The organism is Vibrio sp. 10N.286.48.C11, assembly GCF_041469805.1.
Classification (GTDB): Bacteria; Pseudomonadota; Gammaproteobacteria; order Enterobacterales; family Vibrionaceae; genus Vibrio; species Vibrio crassostreae_C.
Window position 1 is genome coordinate 22,836 of sequence record NZ_JBFRLK010000085.1, and the last position, 15,325, is coordinate 38,160.

The following is a 15,325-nucleotide window of genomic DNA, read 5'->3' on the forward strand; positions in this document are numbered from 1 at the left end:
TAATGGTTGAGCAGGCTACCCGAGGTGAGTGGCCGATACAATGCTCCCAGAGGCCACTATGATCTGTTCAGACCAGATGATTTTACTGAACTTTTGTTTTTTGTATTTTTAATGCAATTAACTTATTGATAATTAATGGATATGAGTAGTTTTTTAGTGTTTATGCTCTATTTTTTGACTTGGTGAGATCTATGTCAGATTTTTGTAAGTAACATTTAATAGATGCTTGTTCCGTAAGGCTAAGTGTGATCTGTGTTTTAATTTGTTATTATTTGAAAAATTAGTTTTAAGTCCGCATATGAAGGGTGTTTCCTGCCCAAATTCTCTATGTTTCTCTCAAAACATAGGTGAGTTAAATTTGTTCGTTTTGATGTTTTATTGATGGCTTTATGAATAGTGATTTTTAAGAAGTGAGTGCTCAAAAGATGGAAACACCAGTCGTTGATTTGTGGCTTTGTTCTCTAAGCAATTTGGATGAAGGTACTGATCATGTGTCGTGCCTTAAACAGAAACTGACCGACGATGAAGTCGCTAAGGTTGAGCGTTATCGAATGCCTTCATCTCAGATCCAAGCGCTCTATGTTCGTAACTACTTACGAGAGGTTCTGTCGATCTACTCTGATTTGACGGCTGAAGAGTGGCGATTTGAGTATGGTGAAAAAGGCAAACCAAGCTTGATTGCAGAGCAGCAACACAAAACCGGACTGAATTTCAATATTAGCCACAGTCAAGATCATTTACTGATTGCTGTCTGCCGAACGAAAGGGCAACCACTACAGCTTGGGGTGGATATAGAACATGCAAGAAGCTCGACCAACATCGCGGCGATCATGAAGCATTACTTTTCGGAATTTGAGATTAACGATTTACTCGAGCTGGATGAGGTATCTCAAAGAGAACGTTTTTTTGATTTGTGGGCACTGAAAGAGTCGTACATCAAAGCGACAGGTAAGGGGTTGGCCACATCATTGAAAAGTTTTTCGTTCGATTTTTCCAATCTAACTCAACAAACGCTGCCAGTTCATTCGTCGGGTTTACGACCAGAGTTACATGGAGGAATCATTGTCCATAACGGTGTAGGGTTGGATGCTGCTGAAAATGACAATACTTCAACAGATTGGCAATGCAGTTTAGGAAGGCTGGATAACCAGTTTCGATTTGCCGTGACGCTTGGTGGTGCAACGCTTCCTATGCAATTAGAGATTAAGTGCTTCCCCAAATCGAAGCTACTTGGCTGAGTTTACGTTCGTTACACTAGAACCTTTAGCTTCTAATCTTGAACACGGCTCGCTCTCAGCCATTCGTAATATTGGCTAACTCGTTTCGCCAAGCATCGCTTTTAATACTTCTGCGGGTACAGGCTGAAGTTGTTTGTCTTTATCTAGGCAAACCATCTCGATATCACCAATCACGGCAGGTTTGGTTGCATCTTTACGCCATACCTCTTGTCGCCATAAGGTTTTGTATTTGCCATCGAGCTCAAAAGAGGTTCGGATATCGCAGATCTCTGCGAACTCAACGCCGTCTTGAAAGGTCATATTGGCTTTATACACCGCAAACCCCAGTCCATGTTCATTCCACAACTCTGCCAGTTTATCGCTGCCCAACACATGCTCGCGCGCACGCTCAAAGTATTTAAGAAAGTTAGGGTGATAAACCACACCTGAGTGATCGGTATCTTCGTAGTAAATCTGTACTGGGTGATGGTAGATCTGACTCATGGGTATCAACTCTTGGTAAGTAGTGGGACAGTAAATCTGGCTAAGTTGTGCAGCACTCTACAGGATAGGTCGAAATTACTTCAAGGCATCATCGGTAATGTGGCTTTTGGTCAGACCTCATTCATTACTATTACATTGGTCAGCTTCCACCCATTTACAAATATTCTATGTGTCATTTTCCACCCATTAATTTTTGTAGCGAGTTAGCGGCAACTGCAGGCAGATCTGATGAAGCCTTGCGGTTAAAGGCTTGTTAATGGATTGTGTCAATGTGGCGCGCTAATTGCCTTAGTGAAAGCACGCAGTTCCCATTGAAGGGCTGCTTTGTTTACTAAGGAGAATAATAATGTTTAAGCCTCTTACCCTGCTGTCTGTATCTGCTCTGGCGCTCACAAGTTTTAATGCTGCTGCAAACTGTGACCCTGGTGAAATCGTGATTAAATTCAGTCATGTAACCAATACCGATAAGCACCCGAAAGGCATCGCCGCTTCTTTACTGGAAGAGCGAGTAAACACAGAAATGAATGGAAAAGCTTGTATGCAAGTTTTCCCTAACTCAACACTTTACGATGATAATAAGGTACTGGAAGCCCTGTTAAATGGTGATGTTCAAATGGCGGCGCCATCGCTGTCAAAATTTGAGAAGTTCACTAAGAAATACCGCATTTTTGACCTTCCTTTCCTATTTGAAGACGTAGAAGCCGTTGACCGTTTCCAAAACTCAGAATCTGGTGAAAAGCTGAAGAACGCGATGAAGCGTCGTGGCCTGCAAGGTCTTGCGTTTTGGCACAATGGCATGAAACAGATGTCGGCGAACAAACCTCTTATCAGCCCTGAAGATGCAAAAGGTTTGAAATTCCGTGTTCAAGCATCGGATGTATTGGTGGCTCAGTTTGAACAACTGGGTGCTAACCCACAGAAGATGTCTTTCAAAGAAGTATACGGTGGCCTACAAACTAAGGTTATCGATGGCCAAGAGAACACATGGTCAAACATCTACGGTAAGAAGTTCTTTGAAGTACAAGACGGCGTGACCGAAACTAATCACGGTATCCTTGATTACCTGGTAGTAACGTCGAACGACTTCTGGAAAGACCTACCTGAAGATGTACGTACGCAACTTGGCACAATCGTTCAAGAAGTGTCTGAGACTCGTAACGCAGAATCTTCAAAAGTTAACCTAGCGAACAAAAATAACATCATCGAAGCGGGTGGTGAGGTTCGTACGCTTACGCCTGAACAGCGTGAAGCATGGGTAGCTGCACTTCAACCAGTATGGAAGAAGTTTGAAAAAGACATCGGTTCAGACCTTATCGATGCAGCGTTAGCTTCAAACCAATAACACCGCTAAGGGAGTGGCGAGTATTCGTCACTCCTTATTAAAACAATTATAAGCGGAGTCAATTATGGAAAAGCCTCAAATGGAACAACCAAATTCTAGCGAATCAGCACTGGAAACCTCTCTTTTTTCCAAAGTCGGAAGAGTTACGGATGTGATTGAAGAGTCACTAATCGCATTTTTCCTTGGCGCAATGACGCTACTTACTTTTGCCAACGTGGTATTTCGATACGCATTCAATGACAACATCTTATGGGCACTGGAACTGACCGTGTTCATGTTTGCTTGGATGGTGTTAGTGGGCGCATCTTATGGCGTTAAAAAACACTTCCACATTGGTGTTGATGTGATCATCAACCTTGCCCCAGAAAAGCTACGCAAAGTGTATGCGCTCATCGCCGTGACAAGCTGCCTAGCATTTTCAATCTTACTTCTTATCGGTTCTTGGAATTATTGGTACCCATTCGCGACCGATCGCGCATGGTACGAGACCGACGATATTCCAATGCCAGAGATGCTTCAGTTTCTTGCTGACTGGCTGAATGAAGGCGAGCGATACGAGAAACTGCCACGTTTTATTCCTTATATGGCGCTGCCGATTGGTATGGCAATGCTAACGTTCCGTTTTGCTCAAGTTGCTTACCAAGTCGTAACAGGCAAGCTTGACCGCATGATTGCAGGACACGAAGCCGAAGAAGAGCTGGATGCGTTGAAAGCAGACGTGCTAGCGGGCTCTGACGAAGATGCGACAGCGGTATTGAATTCGACTCCGCAGAACAAAGCGAATGAGTCGAGTACAAAATCTAACGGTAAGGAAGACTAATCATGGCAATGTTATTTCTATTTTTAATGGTAATTGCTTTCATGTTGGTCGGTGTACCAATTGCAATTTCCCTCGGTTTATCGAGCGTAATATTCTTATTGATGCACTCAGATGCGTCATTAGCTTCAGTCGCACAAACGCTGTTTAATGCATTTGCAGGCCACTACACACTCTTAGCGATCCCTTTCTTTATCTTGGCCTCTAGTTTCATGTCTACAGGTGGTGTGGCGAAACGTATTATCCGTTTTGCTATCGCAATGGTCGGCTGGTTCCGCGGCGGTTTAGCGATGGCGTCGGTTGTGGCATGTATGATGTTCGCAGCGTTATCTGGATCGTCTCCAGCAACGGTAGTGGCAATCGGTAGTATTGTTATCGCTGGTATGATCAAAAACGGCTACACAAAAGAGTTCGCGGCAGGGGTTATCTGTAATGCGGGTACTTTGGGTATCTTGATTCCACCGTCAATCGTGATGGTAGTTTACGCTGCGGCGACGGATGTATCTGTAGGTCGTATGTTCCTCGGTGGCGTGATTCCTGGTCTGTTGGCAGGTGTGATGTTGATGATTGCTATCTACATTGCAGCACGTATTAAGAAGATTCCTGCACAGCCTTTTGTGGGCTGGGGTGAGATGTTCGCAGCAGCAAAAGACGCAAGTTGGGGTCTGCTACTGATTGTCATCATTTTGGGTGGTATCTACGGCGGTATCTTTACACCGACGGAAGCGGCGGCTGTTGCAGCGGTATACGCGTTCTTTATTGCCAACTTTATCTATAAAGATATGGGGCCTTTCGCTGACAAGAAGAATACAAAGCCTGCTTTGGTTAAGGTGTTCCAAACCTTCTTCCATAAAGATACCAAAGACACGCTCTATGATGCCGGCAAGTTGACGATCATGCTGCTGTTTATCATTGCCAATGCTCTGATTCTTAAGCATGTACTGACAGAGGAACGCATTCCTCAGATGATCACTGAGTCTATGCTTTCTGCAGGCTTAGGTCCGATCACCTTCTTGATTGTGGTGAACGTTCTACTCTTGATTGGTGGGCAGTTCATGGAGCCATCAGGCTTGCTGATCATCGTAGCACCTTTGGTATTCCCAATTGCAATTGCACTTGGCATCGACCCTATTCACCTAGGTATCATGATGGTGGTGAACATGGAGATAGGGATGATAACGCCGCCTGTCGGGCTCAATCTGTTTGTGACAGCAGGTGTCGCCAAGATGTCGATGATGAACGTGGTGAAAGCGGCATTGCCTTGGGTAGGCGTGATGTTCTTATTCCTGATTATCGTAACTTACGTACCTTGGGTATCAACATGGTTACCAACCACGTTGATGGGGCCAGAGATCATAACCAAGTAGCTATTTGAGTCATTCACTGACATGGAATTTAATCCATAAAAAATGAGGAGGTCGCTAGACCTCCTCATCTATATTTCTGCCACGATTTGAATGAGGCTTTATCTGCTCATACAAAGCGCGTTTTGCCTCTAATTCTGGCGTGTGTAGATCGACATGATTGTCAGCATAAAAAATACCATCTATCTCGAAAGTATCGGTAATCGATGGCACTTTTGTTTTCTCACCCATAACCACTTCCTTATTATATTTATTGCATAACATCCTGTTGTCGAAATAAGTATAGGTGATCTTGCTCCCAAATCTAATTTAGTTTGGTTCTACCTTATAAGATTCTTTCGTTAGCTGGTGCTTTTGCATCTTATCGTAGAGGGTTTTCCTCGGTAATTGCAGCCTCTCCATGGTCTCTTTTATACTGCCATTGCATTCAATAAGTGCCTGCTTCAACGTGTTTTTTTCAAAGTCAGACACCAGTTCTGCCAAAGACAGTTCTTGAGTGACTTGATTGGTGTTGTCTGATAAGTGAGAAAGCTTACCTAAAAGTACAAACCGCTCAGCTGTATTACGCAATTCTCGTACATTTCCCGGCCAATCATGAGCCAAAAGTGCGTGCAGCTCCTTTTGTGGAAGGGCAGGGGCAGTCTTGCCATAACGCGCCGCAGCGACCAGTAGGAAGTGGTGGAAGAGTGCTGGGATATCTTCTTGTCGGCTTCTTAACGGCGGTAAATCTAAGGTCACAACATTGAGTCGATAATAGAGGTCTTGGCGGAAAGTGCCTTCTTCAGCGGCTTTCTTTAGGTCGACTTTGGTTGCTGCTATCACTCGAATATCTAGTGGCACTAAACCGTTTGAACCAACTCGCTCAATAACGCGTTCTTGTAAGACGCGTAATAGGCGAATTTGTGCCTGCATCGGCATGGATTCAACTTCATCTAAGAATAGAGTTCCGCCTTGAGCAAACTCGAATTTACCCACTCGCTTGCTTTCTGCGCCCGTGAATGCCCCTTTTTCATGGCCATACAGTTCACTCTCAATCAGGTTTTCAGGAACAGCACCACAGTTGACCGCGACAAAGTTTTGCTCTCGACGGCTGCTTTGTTCATGCAGAGAACGTGCTACTAACTCTTTACCTGTACCTGTCTCGCCAAACAATAATATATCGGCATTGGTGTCGGCAATATGGGTGATGATGGAGCGCAGCTCAGTCATGGATTGCGTATCACCAATGATTCTAGGGCCGAGCGCTTGGCTGGCTTTGAGTGAACGTTTTAACTCAAGGTTCTCTAGTGTGAGCTGACGTTTTTCTATCGCTCGCTTAGTGGTTTCGACTAGGCGTTCATTAGCGAAAGGTTTTTCAATGAAGTCATAGGCGCCGTATTGGATGGCTTGAACGGCCATTGAAATATCGCCGTGACCAGTAATCATGATCACAGGGATCTCTTTGTCTTTGTGCATTACGGTGTTGAGCAGATCATGCCCGGATAGACCCGGTAAACAGATATCAGTGATGATCACGTGAGGTAAGCCGTTTTCTTGAATCGCGAGCAGAGCAGACTCCGCGTCGGGAAAGAATTCGGCATCAATGTTGGCGAGCTCGAAGCTCTGTTCTATCGCCATTCTTAGGTCGGATTCATCATCAATGAAATAGACGTGACACATAGTGATTCCTTTACTTCTTTGTATTCTGGTTATTGCTGAGTTTTTGCTTGCTGTTCTTGTTCAACAAGGGGCAGCTCTATGCTGAATCGAGCACCGCCTTGAGGGCTACTACCGGTAACGAGCTTGCCATTTATTCCGCTGATTATTTGTTGAGAAATCGATAGTCCAAGTCCAAGTCCGTTTTTCTTGGTGGTATGAAAGGGTTCAAAAAAGTTTCCGTTCGAAGGGGAGGTGAAGCCGGGGCCGTTATCATCGACATGAATCAACAAGGTATTGGCCTGTTGATGGTCGGACTCTCTAATCTCTAACAGAATAGCTAATTGTTTGTCATCTTGTTGTTCCACCGCCTGAATCGCGTTGGTCAGCAGGTTAATGATCACCTGTTCCAGTTGAATGGCGTTGGCGAGCACGCAAGCATCAAAGGTCTCAGGGAGTTCGTTGACCTTAACTCGCTCGCTCTTGAGTTGTGGCTTCATCAGCTCTTTCGATGAATGTAAAACTGGGAGTATTTGTAAGGTGTGTAGCTCTTCCGCAGTAGATTTTTTGGCGAACGAGCGAAGCTGGTGGCTGATTTTCGCCATACGATCAGTGAGTGCCGAGATTCGCGATAGATTGTCATCGACACGATCGGTTTTTTCTTTGGCAAGAAACAATCGGCCGTTGTCGGCATAACTGCGAATCGCGGCAAGCGGGTTATTCAGTTCGTGACTGATGCTCGCTGACATCTGCCCTAGCACTGCTAGTTTGGCGGCTTGGATGAGCTCGTCTTGGGTTTGCCTCAGAACATGCTCGGTTTCGATACGGTGTTTGATCTCAACATGTAACTCCGATGTACGTTCAAGCACTTGAAATTCGAGTTTTTGCTTGGCTTCGGATTGCAGCCTGTCTATCTGTGCTCGTCTTTGTTGTCTATGGTGGTTGAGCTGCATTGTTAGATAAATAATCGCAAAGATTAGGCTCAAAACAACAAGGTAAGCAACCAAGTCCCACCAAACTAAGTGGGTTGGAGAAAATACCCGTATGGTGAGTCTTGGTTCGGCTAGGAAACGCGAAGAACTAAAGAACTGCTCTTGGACGAGTTTGTGTGGCGACTCAATACGACTGGTGGCACTGTCTAAATCGCCGGAGAAGTGCAGGCTTTCTATTTTTGTATCGAGATACTGCCTGCTTTCTTGAATTCGAGTGTGTTGTACTTCGCTTAGCGGCTGAAGGCTTTTGAACAGCCACTCAGGGTTACTCGACATAAATACAATTTGATCTTTATCGTCAGCAACAAAAAAACTCTGTTTGCCTTTCCAACTTGCTTCAATCAGCGATAAATCCATCTTTACGACAATGACGCCAATAATCTCGGCGGCATAGGAGACGGGGTAAGAATAATAATAGCCTCGCTTTCCAGAGGTTGAACCTAGCGCAAAATATTGATTTTCATTGCCAATAATCGCTTCTTGAAAGTAGGGGCGGAAAGCAAAGTTACGACGAATAAAAGAACGCGGTTGATTCCAGTTACTGGCTGCAATGGTGGTGCCGATACTGTCTAGTAGGTAGGTGTCGGATGCTTGAATCACCGAGTTTACGTGCTCTAGATAACGATTAGTGAGTTCGATTTGCGCAGAGTTACTTGGAGAGTGCAGGGCATCGACCAGCTCTTTGTCTTTTGAAAGCAGCTCGGGAATGTGCGCGAACTTATCCAATTGGCTTGAAATATGAACAGAAAAGCGGTCCAGCTTAGATTGATGATCATTTAACAAACTTTCATGGCTCGTGCTCCACACCCAATGACCGCCAAACACCATCAGTAAACTGTATGTGACCATTAACAGTATTGGGATTTTAAAAGCTTGAAACATGAAGGCTCTCCGCTGATTTCTTTGGTAAACAATCAAGCCTGTCTTCTCTCGTTTATGGTAGCAAATAGCGGTAGTTTTTGCTGAAAGCAGAGAGTGAACAGATGGATGTAGGTTAAGGGTTTGTAACGGGGATTGTTGAAAAAGTTATCGACTCTGAGGGGTAAAACAAGAGCAAGATCTCTTTTTAAGGTTTTTAGCAAAAAAAGCCCTCGATTCCCTTGAAAAAGTCGCTATTGTCCCCATTTCTGTTGTGCTAAGTGATGATTTGATCGTTTTTGTATCACTTAGTTGGACGAATTTAGAGCATTCATCATCATGCAGAGGTGAACGGCTCGACAGAGATTAAACAGATCGCTAGAATGTCGCGTCTAAAATTTCTGTCCTGAGGCTAATCGGAGATACCTTTCTTGTTTCTGAAAACAAGCTTTATTGCGTTTTAATCGACGTGTGAAGAACGAAGATATCGCTGATTAGTCTGGTGTTTGGTTGAATAATCAATTCAGACATCAATGCTCGATTTTAAATTAGGTGTTCGGATAGAGCACTACACAAGGATGCAGCCAACAACGTCTGCTTTTGAATTAAAGCTAAGTTACGGCTCATATGCTCAGATTACTGAGCCAGTTTTGAGGTTTATATAATGCAAGTTACTGTTGAAACGCTAGAAGGCCTAGAGCGCCGTCTTAATATTACTGTTCCTGCTGCTAACATCGAAGATGCAGTTACAGCTGAACTACGCAACATCGCGAAAAACCGTCGTTTCGATGGTTTCCGTAAAGGCAAAGTGCCAATGAAGATGGTTGCTAAAATGTACGGCAAAGCAGTACGTCAAGACGTGATGGGCGAAGTAATGCAACGTCACTTCATCGAAGCGATCGTTAAAGAGAAAATCAACCCAGCTGGCGCACCTACTTTCGCACCAGTTGAAAACAACGAAGGCGCTGACCTAGTATTCAACGCAACTTTTGAAGTTTACCCAGAAGTTGAGCTGAAAGGTCTAGAAAACATCACTGTTGAGAAACCAGCAGTAGAAGTTAAAGAAGCTGACGTTGAAGAGATGATCGAAACTCTACGTAAGCAACAAGCAACTTGGACTGAAGTTGAAGCTGCTGCTGACGCTGGTTCTCGTGCAACTATCGACTTCGTTGGTTCTATCGACGGTGAAGAGTTTGAAGGCGGCAAAGCTGAGAACTTCCCACTAGAGATGGGCGCTGGTCGCATGATCCCTGGCTTCGAAGACGGTATCGTTGGTAAAACAGCAGGTATGGAATTCGAAATCGACGTAAACTTCCCAGAAGATTACCACGCTGAAAACCTAAAAGGTAAAGCAGCTAAGTTCTCTATCAAGCTGAACAAAGTTGAAGCTCGTGAACTTCCAGAACTAAACGAAGAATTCGTTGCTAAGTTCGGCGCAACTGACGGCGTTGAAGGTCTTAAAGCTGAAGTTCGTAAGAACATGGAGCGTGAGCTTAAGCAAGCTGTTAAGAACCGCATCAAAGAGCAAGCTATCGACGGTCTAGTTAACGAAAACAACATCGACGTACCTTCTGCTCTAATCGATCAAGAGATCGGTGTTCTACGTCAACAAGCTGCTCAACGTTTCGGTGGCAACACTGAAGCTGCTGACCAACTTCCACGTGAGCTGTTCGAAGAGCAAGCTAAACGTCGCGTAGTTGTAGGTCTTCTACTTGGTGAAGTAATCAAGACTGAAGAGCTAAAAGCTGACGACGAGAAAGTTAAAGCTATCATCGAAGAGATGGCTACAGCATACGAAGATCCAACAGAAGTTATTGCTTACTACGAGCAAAACGAGCAAATGATGAACAACATGCGCAACGTTGCTCTAGAAGAGCAAGCTATTGATGCAATCATCGCTAAAGCTCAAGTTTCTGATAAAGAAGTTAGCTTCAACGAGCTAATGAATCAGCAACCTGCTTAATATAGTAATATCTGACGTAGAAGGTTGACGTACGGTCAACAATTCTGCTAACAATGGTCCGTATGATTTAATCATTCGGGCCATTTATTTTAGGGACATAAGAATATGAGCTACCAAGAAAAAAATACAATGCCATCGATTATGGACGCACTAGTTCCTATGGTGGTTGAACAGACTTCCCGTGGTGAACGTTCTTACGATATTTATTCTCGTCTATTAAAAGAACGTATCATTTTCTTAACAGGTCAAGTGGAAGACCACATGGCAAATCTTGTCGTGGCTCAACTGCTTTTCTTGGAATCAGAAAACCCAGACAAAGATATCTATCTTTACATCAACTCACCTGGCGGTAGCGTAACAGCAGGCATGTCTATCTACGACACAATGCAGTTCATCAAGCCAAACGTGAGCACAGTATGTATGGGTCAAGCTTGCTCTATGGGTGCATTCTTACTAGCGGGTGGTACTCCTGGTAAGCGTCACGTGCTTCCAAACTCACGTGTAATGATTCACCAGCCACTTGGCGGTTTCCAAGGCCAAGCGTCTGATATTCAAATTCACGCGCAAGAGATCCTAACGATCAAACAAAAGCTAAACAAACTATTGGCAGAGCACACAGGTCAGCCTCTAGAAGTTGTTGAGCGCGATACAGATCGTGATAACTTCATGTCTGCTGATCAAGCAGTAGAATACGGCTTGGTGGATTCAGTTCTTAATCACCGCGGTCAATAATTGCAGGGCAATTGTTTAACGCAAAGTGATTCAAATTGATATACACTCAAGCATAGAAAGTTAAGGCTAAGAGGTTAGCGAATGACAGATAAAAGCAAAGAGGGTGGTAGCGGTAAACTGCTTTACTGCTCTTTCTGTGGCAAAAGCCAACACGAAGTTCGCAAGTTAATCGCAGGTCCTTCTGTTTACATTTGTGATGAATGTGTCGATCTTTGTAACGACATTATTCGTGAAGAAATTAAAGATGTTCTTCCTAAGAAAGAATCGGAATCGCTGCCAACGCCGCGTGAGATTCGTGAGCATCTTGACGACTATGTAATCGGTCAAGAATACGCGAAGAAAGTGCTAGCAGTTGCAGTTTATAACCACTACAAGCGTTTACGTAATGGTGATACGACAGCTGAAGGCGTAGAGCTAGGTAAGAGTAACATTCTTCTTATCGGTCCTACTGGTAGTGGTAAAACACTACTGGCTGAAACATTGGCTCGTTTCCTAGACGTTCCTTTCACAATGGCAGACGCAACAACACTAACCGAAGCGGGTTACGTGGGCGAAGATGTTGAAAACATCATCCAGAAGTTGCTTCAGAAATGTGATTACGACGTAGCGAAAGCGGAACGCGGCATTGTTTACATCGATGAAATCGACAAGATTTCTCGTAAAGCTGAAAACCCATCAATCACGCGTGACGTGTCTGGTGAAGGTGTACAGCAAGCTCTACTAAAACTTGTTGAAGGTACAGTAGCTTCAGTTCCACCTCAAGGTGGTCGTAAGCATCCACAGCAAGAGTTCTTGCAAGTGGACACGTCTAAGATCTTATTTATCTGTGGTGGTGCGTTTGCAGGCCTAGATAAAGTGATTGAACAGCGTGTAGAAACAGGTTCAGGTATCGGCTTTGGCGCAGAAGTGCGTTCAAAAGATGAAACCAAAACTATCGGTGAATTGTTCACTCAAGTAGAACCTGAAGATCTAGTGAAATATGGTCTGATTCCAGAATTCATTGGTCGTCTACCTGTGACAACAACACTGACAGAGCTTGATGAAGAAGCGCTAATCCAAATCCTATGTGAGCCAAAGAATGCACTTACAAAACAGTACGCAGCATTATTTGAGCTTGAGGATACAGAGCTAGAATTCCGTGAAGATGCTTTACGTGCCATTGCTAAGAAAGCAATGAACCGTAAAACAGGTGCTCGTGGTCTACGTTCTATCTTGGAGGGTGTTCTACTAGAAACTATGTACGAACTGCCATCTTCAACTGATGTAAGCAAGGTTGTGATTGATGAGTCGGTAATTAATGGTGAGTCAGAACCACTATTAATTTACAGCAACTCAGATAACCAAGCAGCTGTTGCAGAGTAGGTCTTTTTTAGACAAGTCACTCAAATTGAAAAAGGAGGTAAGCAATTACCTCCTTTTTTTTATTCTTCCATTGAATCCAGTCGTTTAAGCCCCATATACTGCTTTATAAGTTAAAGCGGAAGAGAGAAATATATGAACTTGGAACGTTCCGAGCGTATCGAAATCCCCGTGCTACCTCTACGTGATGTAGTGGTTTACCCACACATGGTTATTCCATTGTTTGTTGGTCGTGAAAAATCGATTACTTGCCTTGAATCGGCAATGGAAGCTAACAAACAAGTACTACTTGTAGCGCAGAAAGAAGCGGACACTGATGAGCCTTCAATTGACGACCTATTTAAAGTAGGAACTGTCGCTACCATTCTTCAGTTACTAAAGCTCCCTGATGGTACTGTTAAAGTGCTTGTCGAAGGTCAGCAGCGTGCAAAAATTCACCAATTCAAAGAAAGTGAGTTTTTCTTAGCGGACGCAGAATACGTTGTAACCTCAGAACTTGACGAAAAAGAACAAGAAGTGGTTGTTCGCAGCGCGATCAATCAATTCGAAGGCTTTATTAAGCTGAACAAAAAGATTCCACCAGAAGTTCTAACATCTCTGAACGGTATTGATGAGGCAGCTCGCCTTGCTGATACGATTGCTGCACACATGCCACTTAAACTGGTAGACAAGCAGCACGTTCTAGAAATCTTAGATGTGACTGAACGTCTGGAATTCTTGATGGGCCAAATGGAGTCAGAAATTGACATCTTGCAAGTTGAAAAACGCATTCGTGGCCGCGTTAAGAAGCAAATGGAAAAATCTCAGCGTGAGTACTACCTGAATGAGCAAATGAAAGCGATTCAGAAAGAACTTGGCGAGATGGACGACGCTCCTGATGAATTCGAGACTCTGAAGAAGAAGATCGAAGACTCTAAGATGCCTCAAGAAGCTCGTGAAAAAACCGAGCAAGAACTGCAAAAACTGAAAATGATGTCGCCAATGTCTGCTGAAGCAACAGTAGTACGTAGCTACATTGATTGGATGGTGGGCGTTCCTTGGGCTAAGCGTTCAAAAGTGAAAAAGAATCTAGCGAAAGCGGAAGAGATCTTAAACGAAGACCACTACGGCTTAGAGCGTGTTAAAGAACGTATTCTTGAATACTTGGCAGTACAAAACCGTATCAACAAGCTAAAAGGCCCAATCCTTTGTCTTGTTGGTCCTCCTGGTGTAGGTAAAACCTCGCTAGGTCGTTCGATTGCTGCGGCAACGGGTCGTAAGTACACGCGTATGGCACTTGGTGGCGTTCGTGATGAAGCTGAGATTCGTGGTCACCGTCGTACGTACATCGGTTCACTTCCGGGTAAACTGATCCAGAAGATGTCTAAAGTTGGTGTTAAGAACCCACTGTTCCTATTAGATGAGATCGATAAGATGTCTTCTGATATGCGTGGCGACCCATCTTCAGCACTTCTAGAAGTTCTAGATCCAGAACAAAACAACGCATTTAACGATCACTACCTAGAAGTAGATTACGATCTGTCAGATGTTATGTTCGTGGCAACATCGAACTCGATGGACATTCCTGGGCCTCTACTGGACCGTATGGAAGTGATTCGTCTATCTGGTTACACAGAAGATGAGAAGCTGAACATTGCTAAGAGCCATTTACTGGACAAGCAAGTTCAACGCAACGGTCTTAAGCCTCATGAAATTGAGATTGAAGACTCTGCAATCATCGGCATCATTCGTTACTACACGCGTGAAGCGGGTGTACGTAGCCTAGAGCGTGAAATCTCAAAGATCTGTCGTAAAGCAGTGAAGAACATCTTGCTAGACAGCGATCTTAAGTCTGTAACGGTTAACATTGATAACCTGAAAGAGTACTTAGGTGTTCAACGCCACGACTTCGGTAAAGCGGATGAAAGCAACCGTATCGGTCAAGTAACAGGCCTAGCGTGGACTCAAGTGGGTGGTGATCTACTGACTATCGAGACCGAAGCAATGCCGGGCAAAGGTAAGCTAACGCAAACTGGCTCACTTGGCGACGTGATGAAAGAGTCGATTCAAGCGGCAATGACAGTGGTTCGTTCTCGTGCTGAAAAACTGGGTATCAACTCAGATTTCTACGAAAAACGTGACATTCACGTTCACGTACCAGAAGGTGCTACACCGAAAGATGGCCCGAGTGCGGGTATCGCAATGTGTACTGCACTTGTCTCTAGCTTGACGGGTAACCCGGTTAAAGCAGAGGTCGGTATGACAGGTGAAATTACCCTTCGTGGTGAAGTTTTACCTATCGGTGGCTTGAAAGAAAAACTGCTTGCTGCACACCGTGGCGGCATCAAAACTGTACTGATCCCTAAAGACAATGAGCGTGATTTGGAAGAGATTCCAGACAACGTAATCGCTGACTTGAAGGTGATCCCGGTTCAGTGGATTGATGAAGTACTCAAAGTCGCGCTAGAACGAGATCCGTCAGGGGTCGAGTTTGACGTGAAAAAATAGTGATGCATAGCAAAAATAAGTAAAGAATTACGCTGATAGGCCCGAAAAGGCTTGT

General features: G+C 44.2%; 12 protein-coding genes and 1 pseudogene. 9 read left to right on the forward strand and 4 right to left on the reverse strand.

The window, feature by feature from the left end:
• The first annotated feature begins 425 nt into the window (after window positions 1-425).
• Window positions 426-1,238, forward strand: coding sequence for a 4'-phosphopantetheinyl transferase superfamily protein (locus AB4209_RS19105; RefSeq protein WP_017060627.1), 813 nt, complete (start codon window positions 426-428; stop codon window positions 1,236-1,238).
• 75 nt (window positions 1,239-1,313) lie between these two features.
• Here the strand turns inward: AB4209_RS19105 and AB4209_RS19110 are convergent, their stop codons facing one another.
• Window positions 1,314-1,721, reverse strand: a complete 408-nt coding sequence (locus AB4209_RS19110; protein WP_004736070.1) for a thioesterase family protein — start codon at window positions 1,719-1,721, stop codon at window positions 1,314-1,316.
• Window positions 1,722-2,067: 346 nt separating this feature from the next.
• On the opposite strand from AB4209_RS19110, the gene AB4209_RS19115 reads away from it, so the two are divergent.
• The 3 genes from AB4209_RS19115 (at window position 2,068) to AB4209_RS19125 (ending at window position 5,247) form a co-directional block, all read left to right on the forward strand.
• Window positions 2,068-3,063, forward strand: a complete 996-nt coding sequence (locus tag AB4209_RS19115; RefSeq protein ID WP_016788636.1) for a TRAP transporter substrate-binding protein — start codon at window positions 2,068-2,070, stop codon at window positions 3,061-3,063.
• Between the two features lie 64 nt (window positions 3,064-3,127).
• The gene (locus tag AB4209_RS19120; protein ID WP_048607896.1) at window positions 3,128-3,883 is read left to right on the forward strand and encodes a TRAP transporter small permease; all 756 of its coding nucleotides are present in this window, start codon (window positions 3,128-3,130) and stop codon (window positions 3,881-3,883) included.
• A 2-nt stretch (window positions 3,884-3,885) separates the two neighbouring features.
• Complete coding sequence (locus tag AB4209_RS19125) at window positions 3,886-5,247, forward strand: TRAP transporter large permease (protein WP_004736074.1); 1,362 nt, start codon at window positions 3,886-3,888, stop codon at window positions 5,245-5,247.
• 54 nt (window positions 5,248-5,301) lie between these two features.
• Here AB4209_RS19125 and AB4209_RS19130 read toward each other — a convergent pair whose 3' ends face one another.
• The 3 genes from AB4209_RS19130 to AB4209_RS19140 form a co-directional block, all read right to left on the reverse strand.
• Window positions 5,302-5,475, reverse strand: a complete 174-nt coding sequence (locus AB4209_RS19130) for a hypothetical protein (protein ID WP_017060624.1) — start codon at window positions 5,473-5,475, stop codon at window positions 5,302-5,304.
• Window positions 5,476-5,553: 78 nt separating this feature from the next.
• Window positions 5,554-6,903, reverse strand: a complete 1,350-nt coding sequence (locus AB4209_RS19135; RefSeq protein ID WP_372056936.1) for a sigma-54-dependent transcriptional regulator — start codon at window positions 6,901-6,903, stop codon at window positions 5,554-5,556.
• A gap of 29 nt (window positions 6,904-6,932) precedes the next feature.
• Window positions 6,933-8,753, reverse strand: coding sequence for an ATP-binding protein (locus AB4209_RS19140; protein WP_102429105.1), 1,821 nt, complete (start codon window positions 8,751-8,753; stop codon window positions 6,933-6,935).
• Between the two features lie 163 nt (window positions 8,754-8,916).
• Between AB4209_RS19140 and AB4209_RS19145 the strand changes: the two are divergent.
• The 5 genes and pseudogenes from AB4209_RS19145 to lon form a co-directional block, all read left to right on the forward strand.
• Window positions 8,917-9,099: pseudogene (locus AB4209_RS19145) on the forward strand (hypothetical protein); the annotation flags it as partial.
• 294 nt (window positions 9,100-9,393) lie between these two features.
• Window positions 9,394-10,692, forward strand: a complete 1,299-nt coding sequence (gene tig / locus AB4209_RS19150; RefSeq protein WP_017065881.1) for a trigger factor — start codon at window positions 9,394-9,396, stop codon at window positions 10,690-10,692.
• Between the two features lie 105 nt (window positions 10,693-10,797).
• Window positions 10,798-11,424: an ATP-dependent Clp endopeptidase proteolytic subunit ClpP gene (gene clpP, locus AB4209_RS19155; protein WP_004736080.1), complete on the forward strand. Its 627-nt coding sequence runs from the start codon at window positions 10,798-10,800 to the stop codon at window positions 11,422-11,424.
• Between the two features lie 81 nt (window positions 11,425-11,505).
• Window positions 11,506-12,786, forward strand: a complete 1,281-nt coding sequence (clpX, locus tag AB4209_RS19160; protein WP_009847283.1) for an ATP-dependent protease ATP-binding subunit ClpX — start codon at window positions 11,506-11,508, stop codon at window positions 12,784-12,786.
• A gap of 132 nt (window positions 12,787-12,918) precedes the next feature.
• Window positions 12,919-15,270 carry an endopeptidase La gene (gene lon / locus AB4209_RS19165; RefSeq protein ID WP_017060619.1) on the forward strand — a complete coding sequence of 784 codons (2,352 nt, stop codon included), beginning with the start codon at window positions 12,919-12,921 and terminating at the stop codon, window positions 15,268-15,270.
• Window positions 15,271-15,325 lie beyond the last annotated feature (55 nt).

Coding starts and splice junctions, on each gene's coding strand:
- AB4209_RS19105 (WP_017060627.1), top strand. CDS start 426: ATGGAAACACCAGTCGTTGATTTGTGGCTTTGTTCTCTAAGCAATTTG.
- AB4209_RS19110 (WP_004736070.1), bottom strand. CDS start 1,721: ATGAGTCAGATCTACCATCACCCAGTACAGATTTACTACGAAGATACC.
- AB4209_RS19115 (WP_016788636.1), top strand. CDS start 2,068: ATGTTTAAGCCTCTTACCCTGCTGTCTGTATCTGCTCTGGCGCTCACA.
- AB4209_RS19120 (WP_048607896.1), top strand. CDS start 3,128: ATGGAAAAGCCTCAAATGGAACAACCAAATTCTAGCGAATCAGCACTG.
- AB4209_RS19125 (WP_004736074.1), top strand. CDS start 3,886: ATGGCAATGTTATTTCTATTTTTAATGGTAATTGCTTTCATGTTGGTC.
- AB4209_RS19130 (WP_017060624.1), bottom strand. CDS start 5,475: ATGGGTGAGAAAACAAAAGTGCCATCGATTACCGATACTTTCGAGATA.
- AB4209_RS19135 (WP_372056936.1), bottom strand. CDS start 6,903: ATGTGTCACGTCTATTTCATTGATGATGAATCCGACCTAAGAATGGCG.
- AB4209_RS19140 (WP_102429105.1), bottom strand. CDS start 8,753: ATGTTTCAAGCTTTTAAAATCCCAATACTGTTAATGGTCACATACAGT.
- tig (WP_017065881.1), top strand. CDS start 9,394: ATGCAAGTTACTGTTGAAACGCTAGAAGGCCTAGAGCGCCGTCTTAAT.
- clpP (WP_004736080.1), top strand. CDS start 10,798: ATGAGCTACCAAGAAAAAAATACAATGCCATCGATTATGGACGCACTA.
- clpX (WP_009847283.1), top strand. CDS start 11,506: ATGACAGATAAAAGCAAAGAGGGTGGTAGCGGTAAACTGCTTTACTGC.
- lon (WP_017060619.1), top strand. CDS start 12,919: ATGAACTTGGAACGTTCCGAGCGTATCGAAATCCCCGTGCTACCTCTA.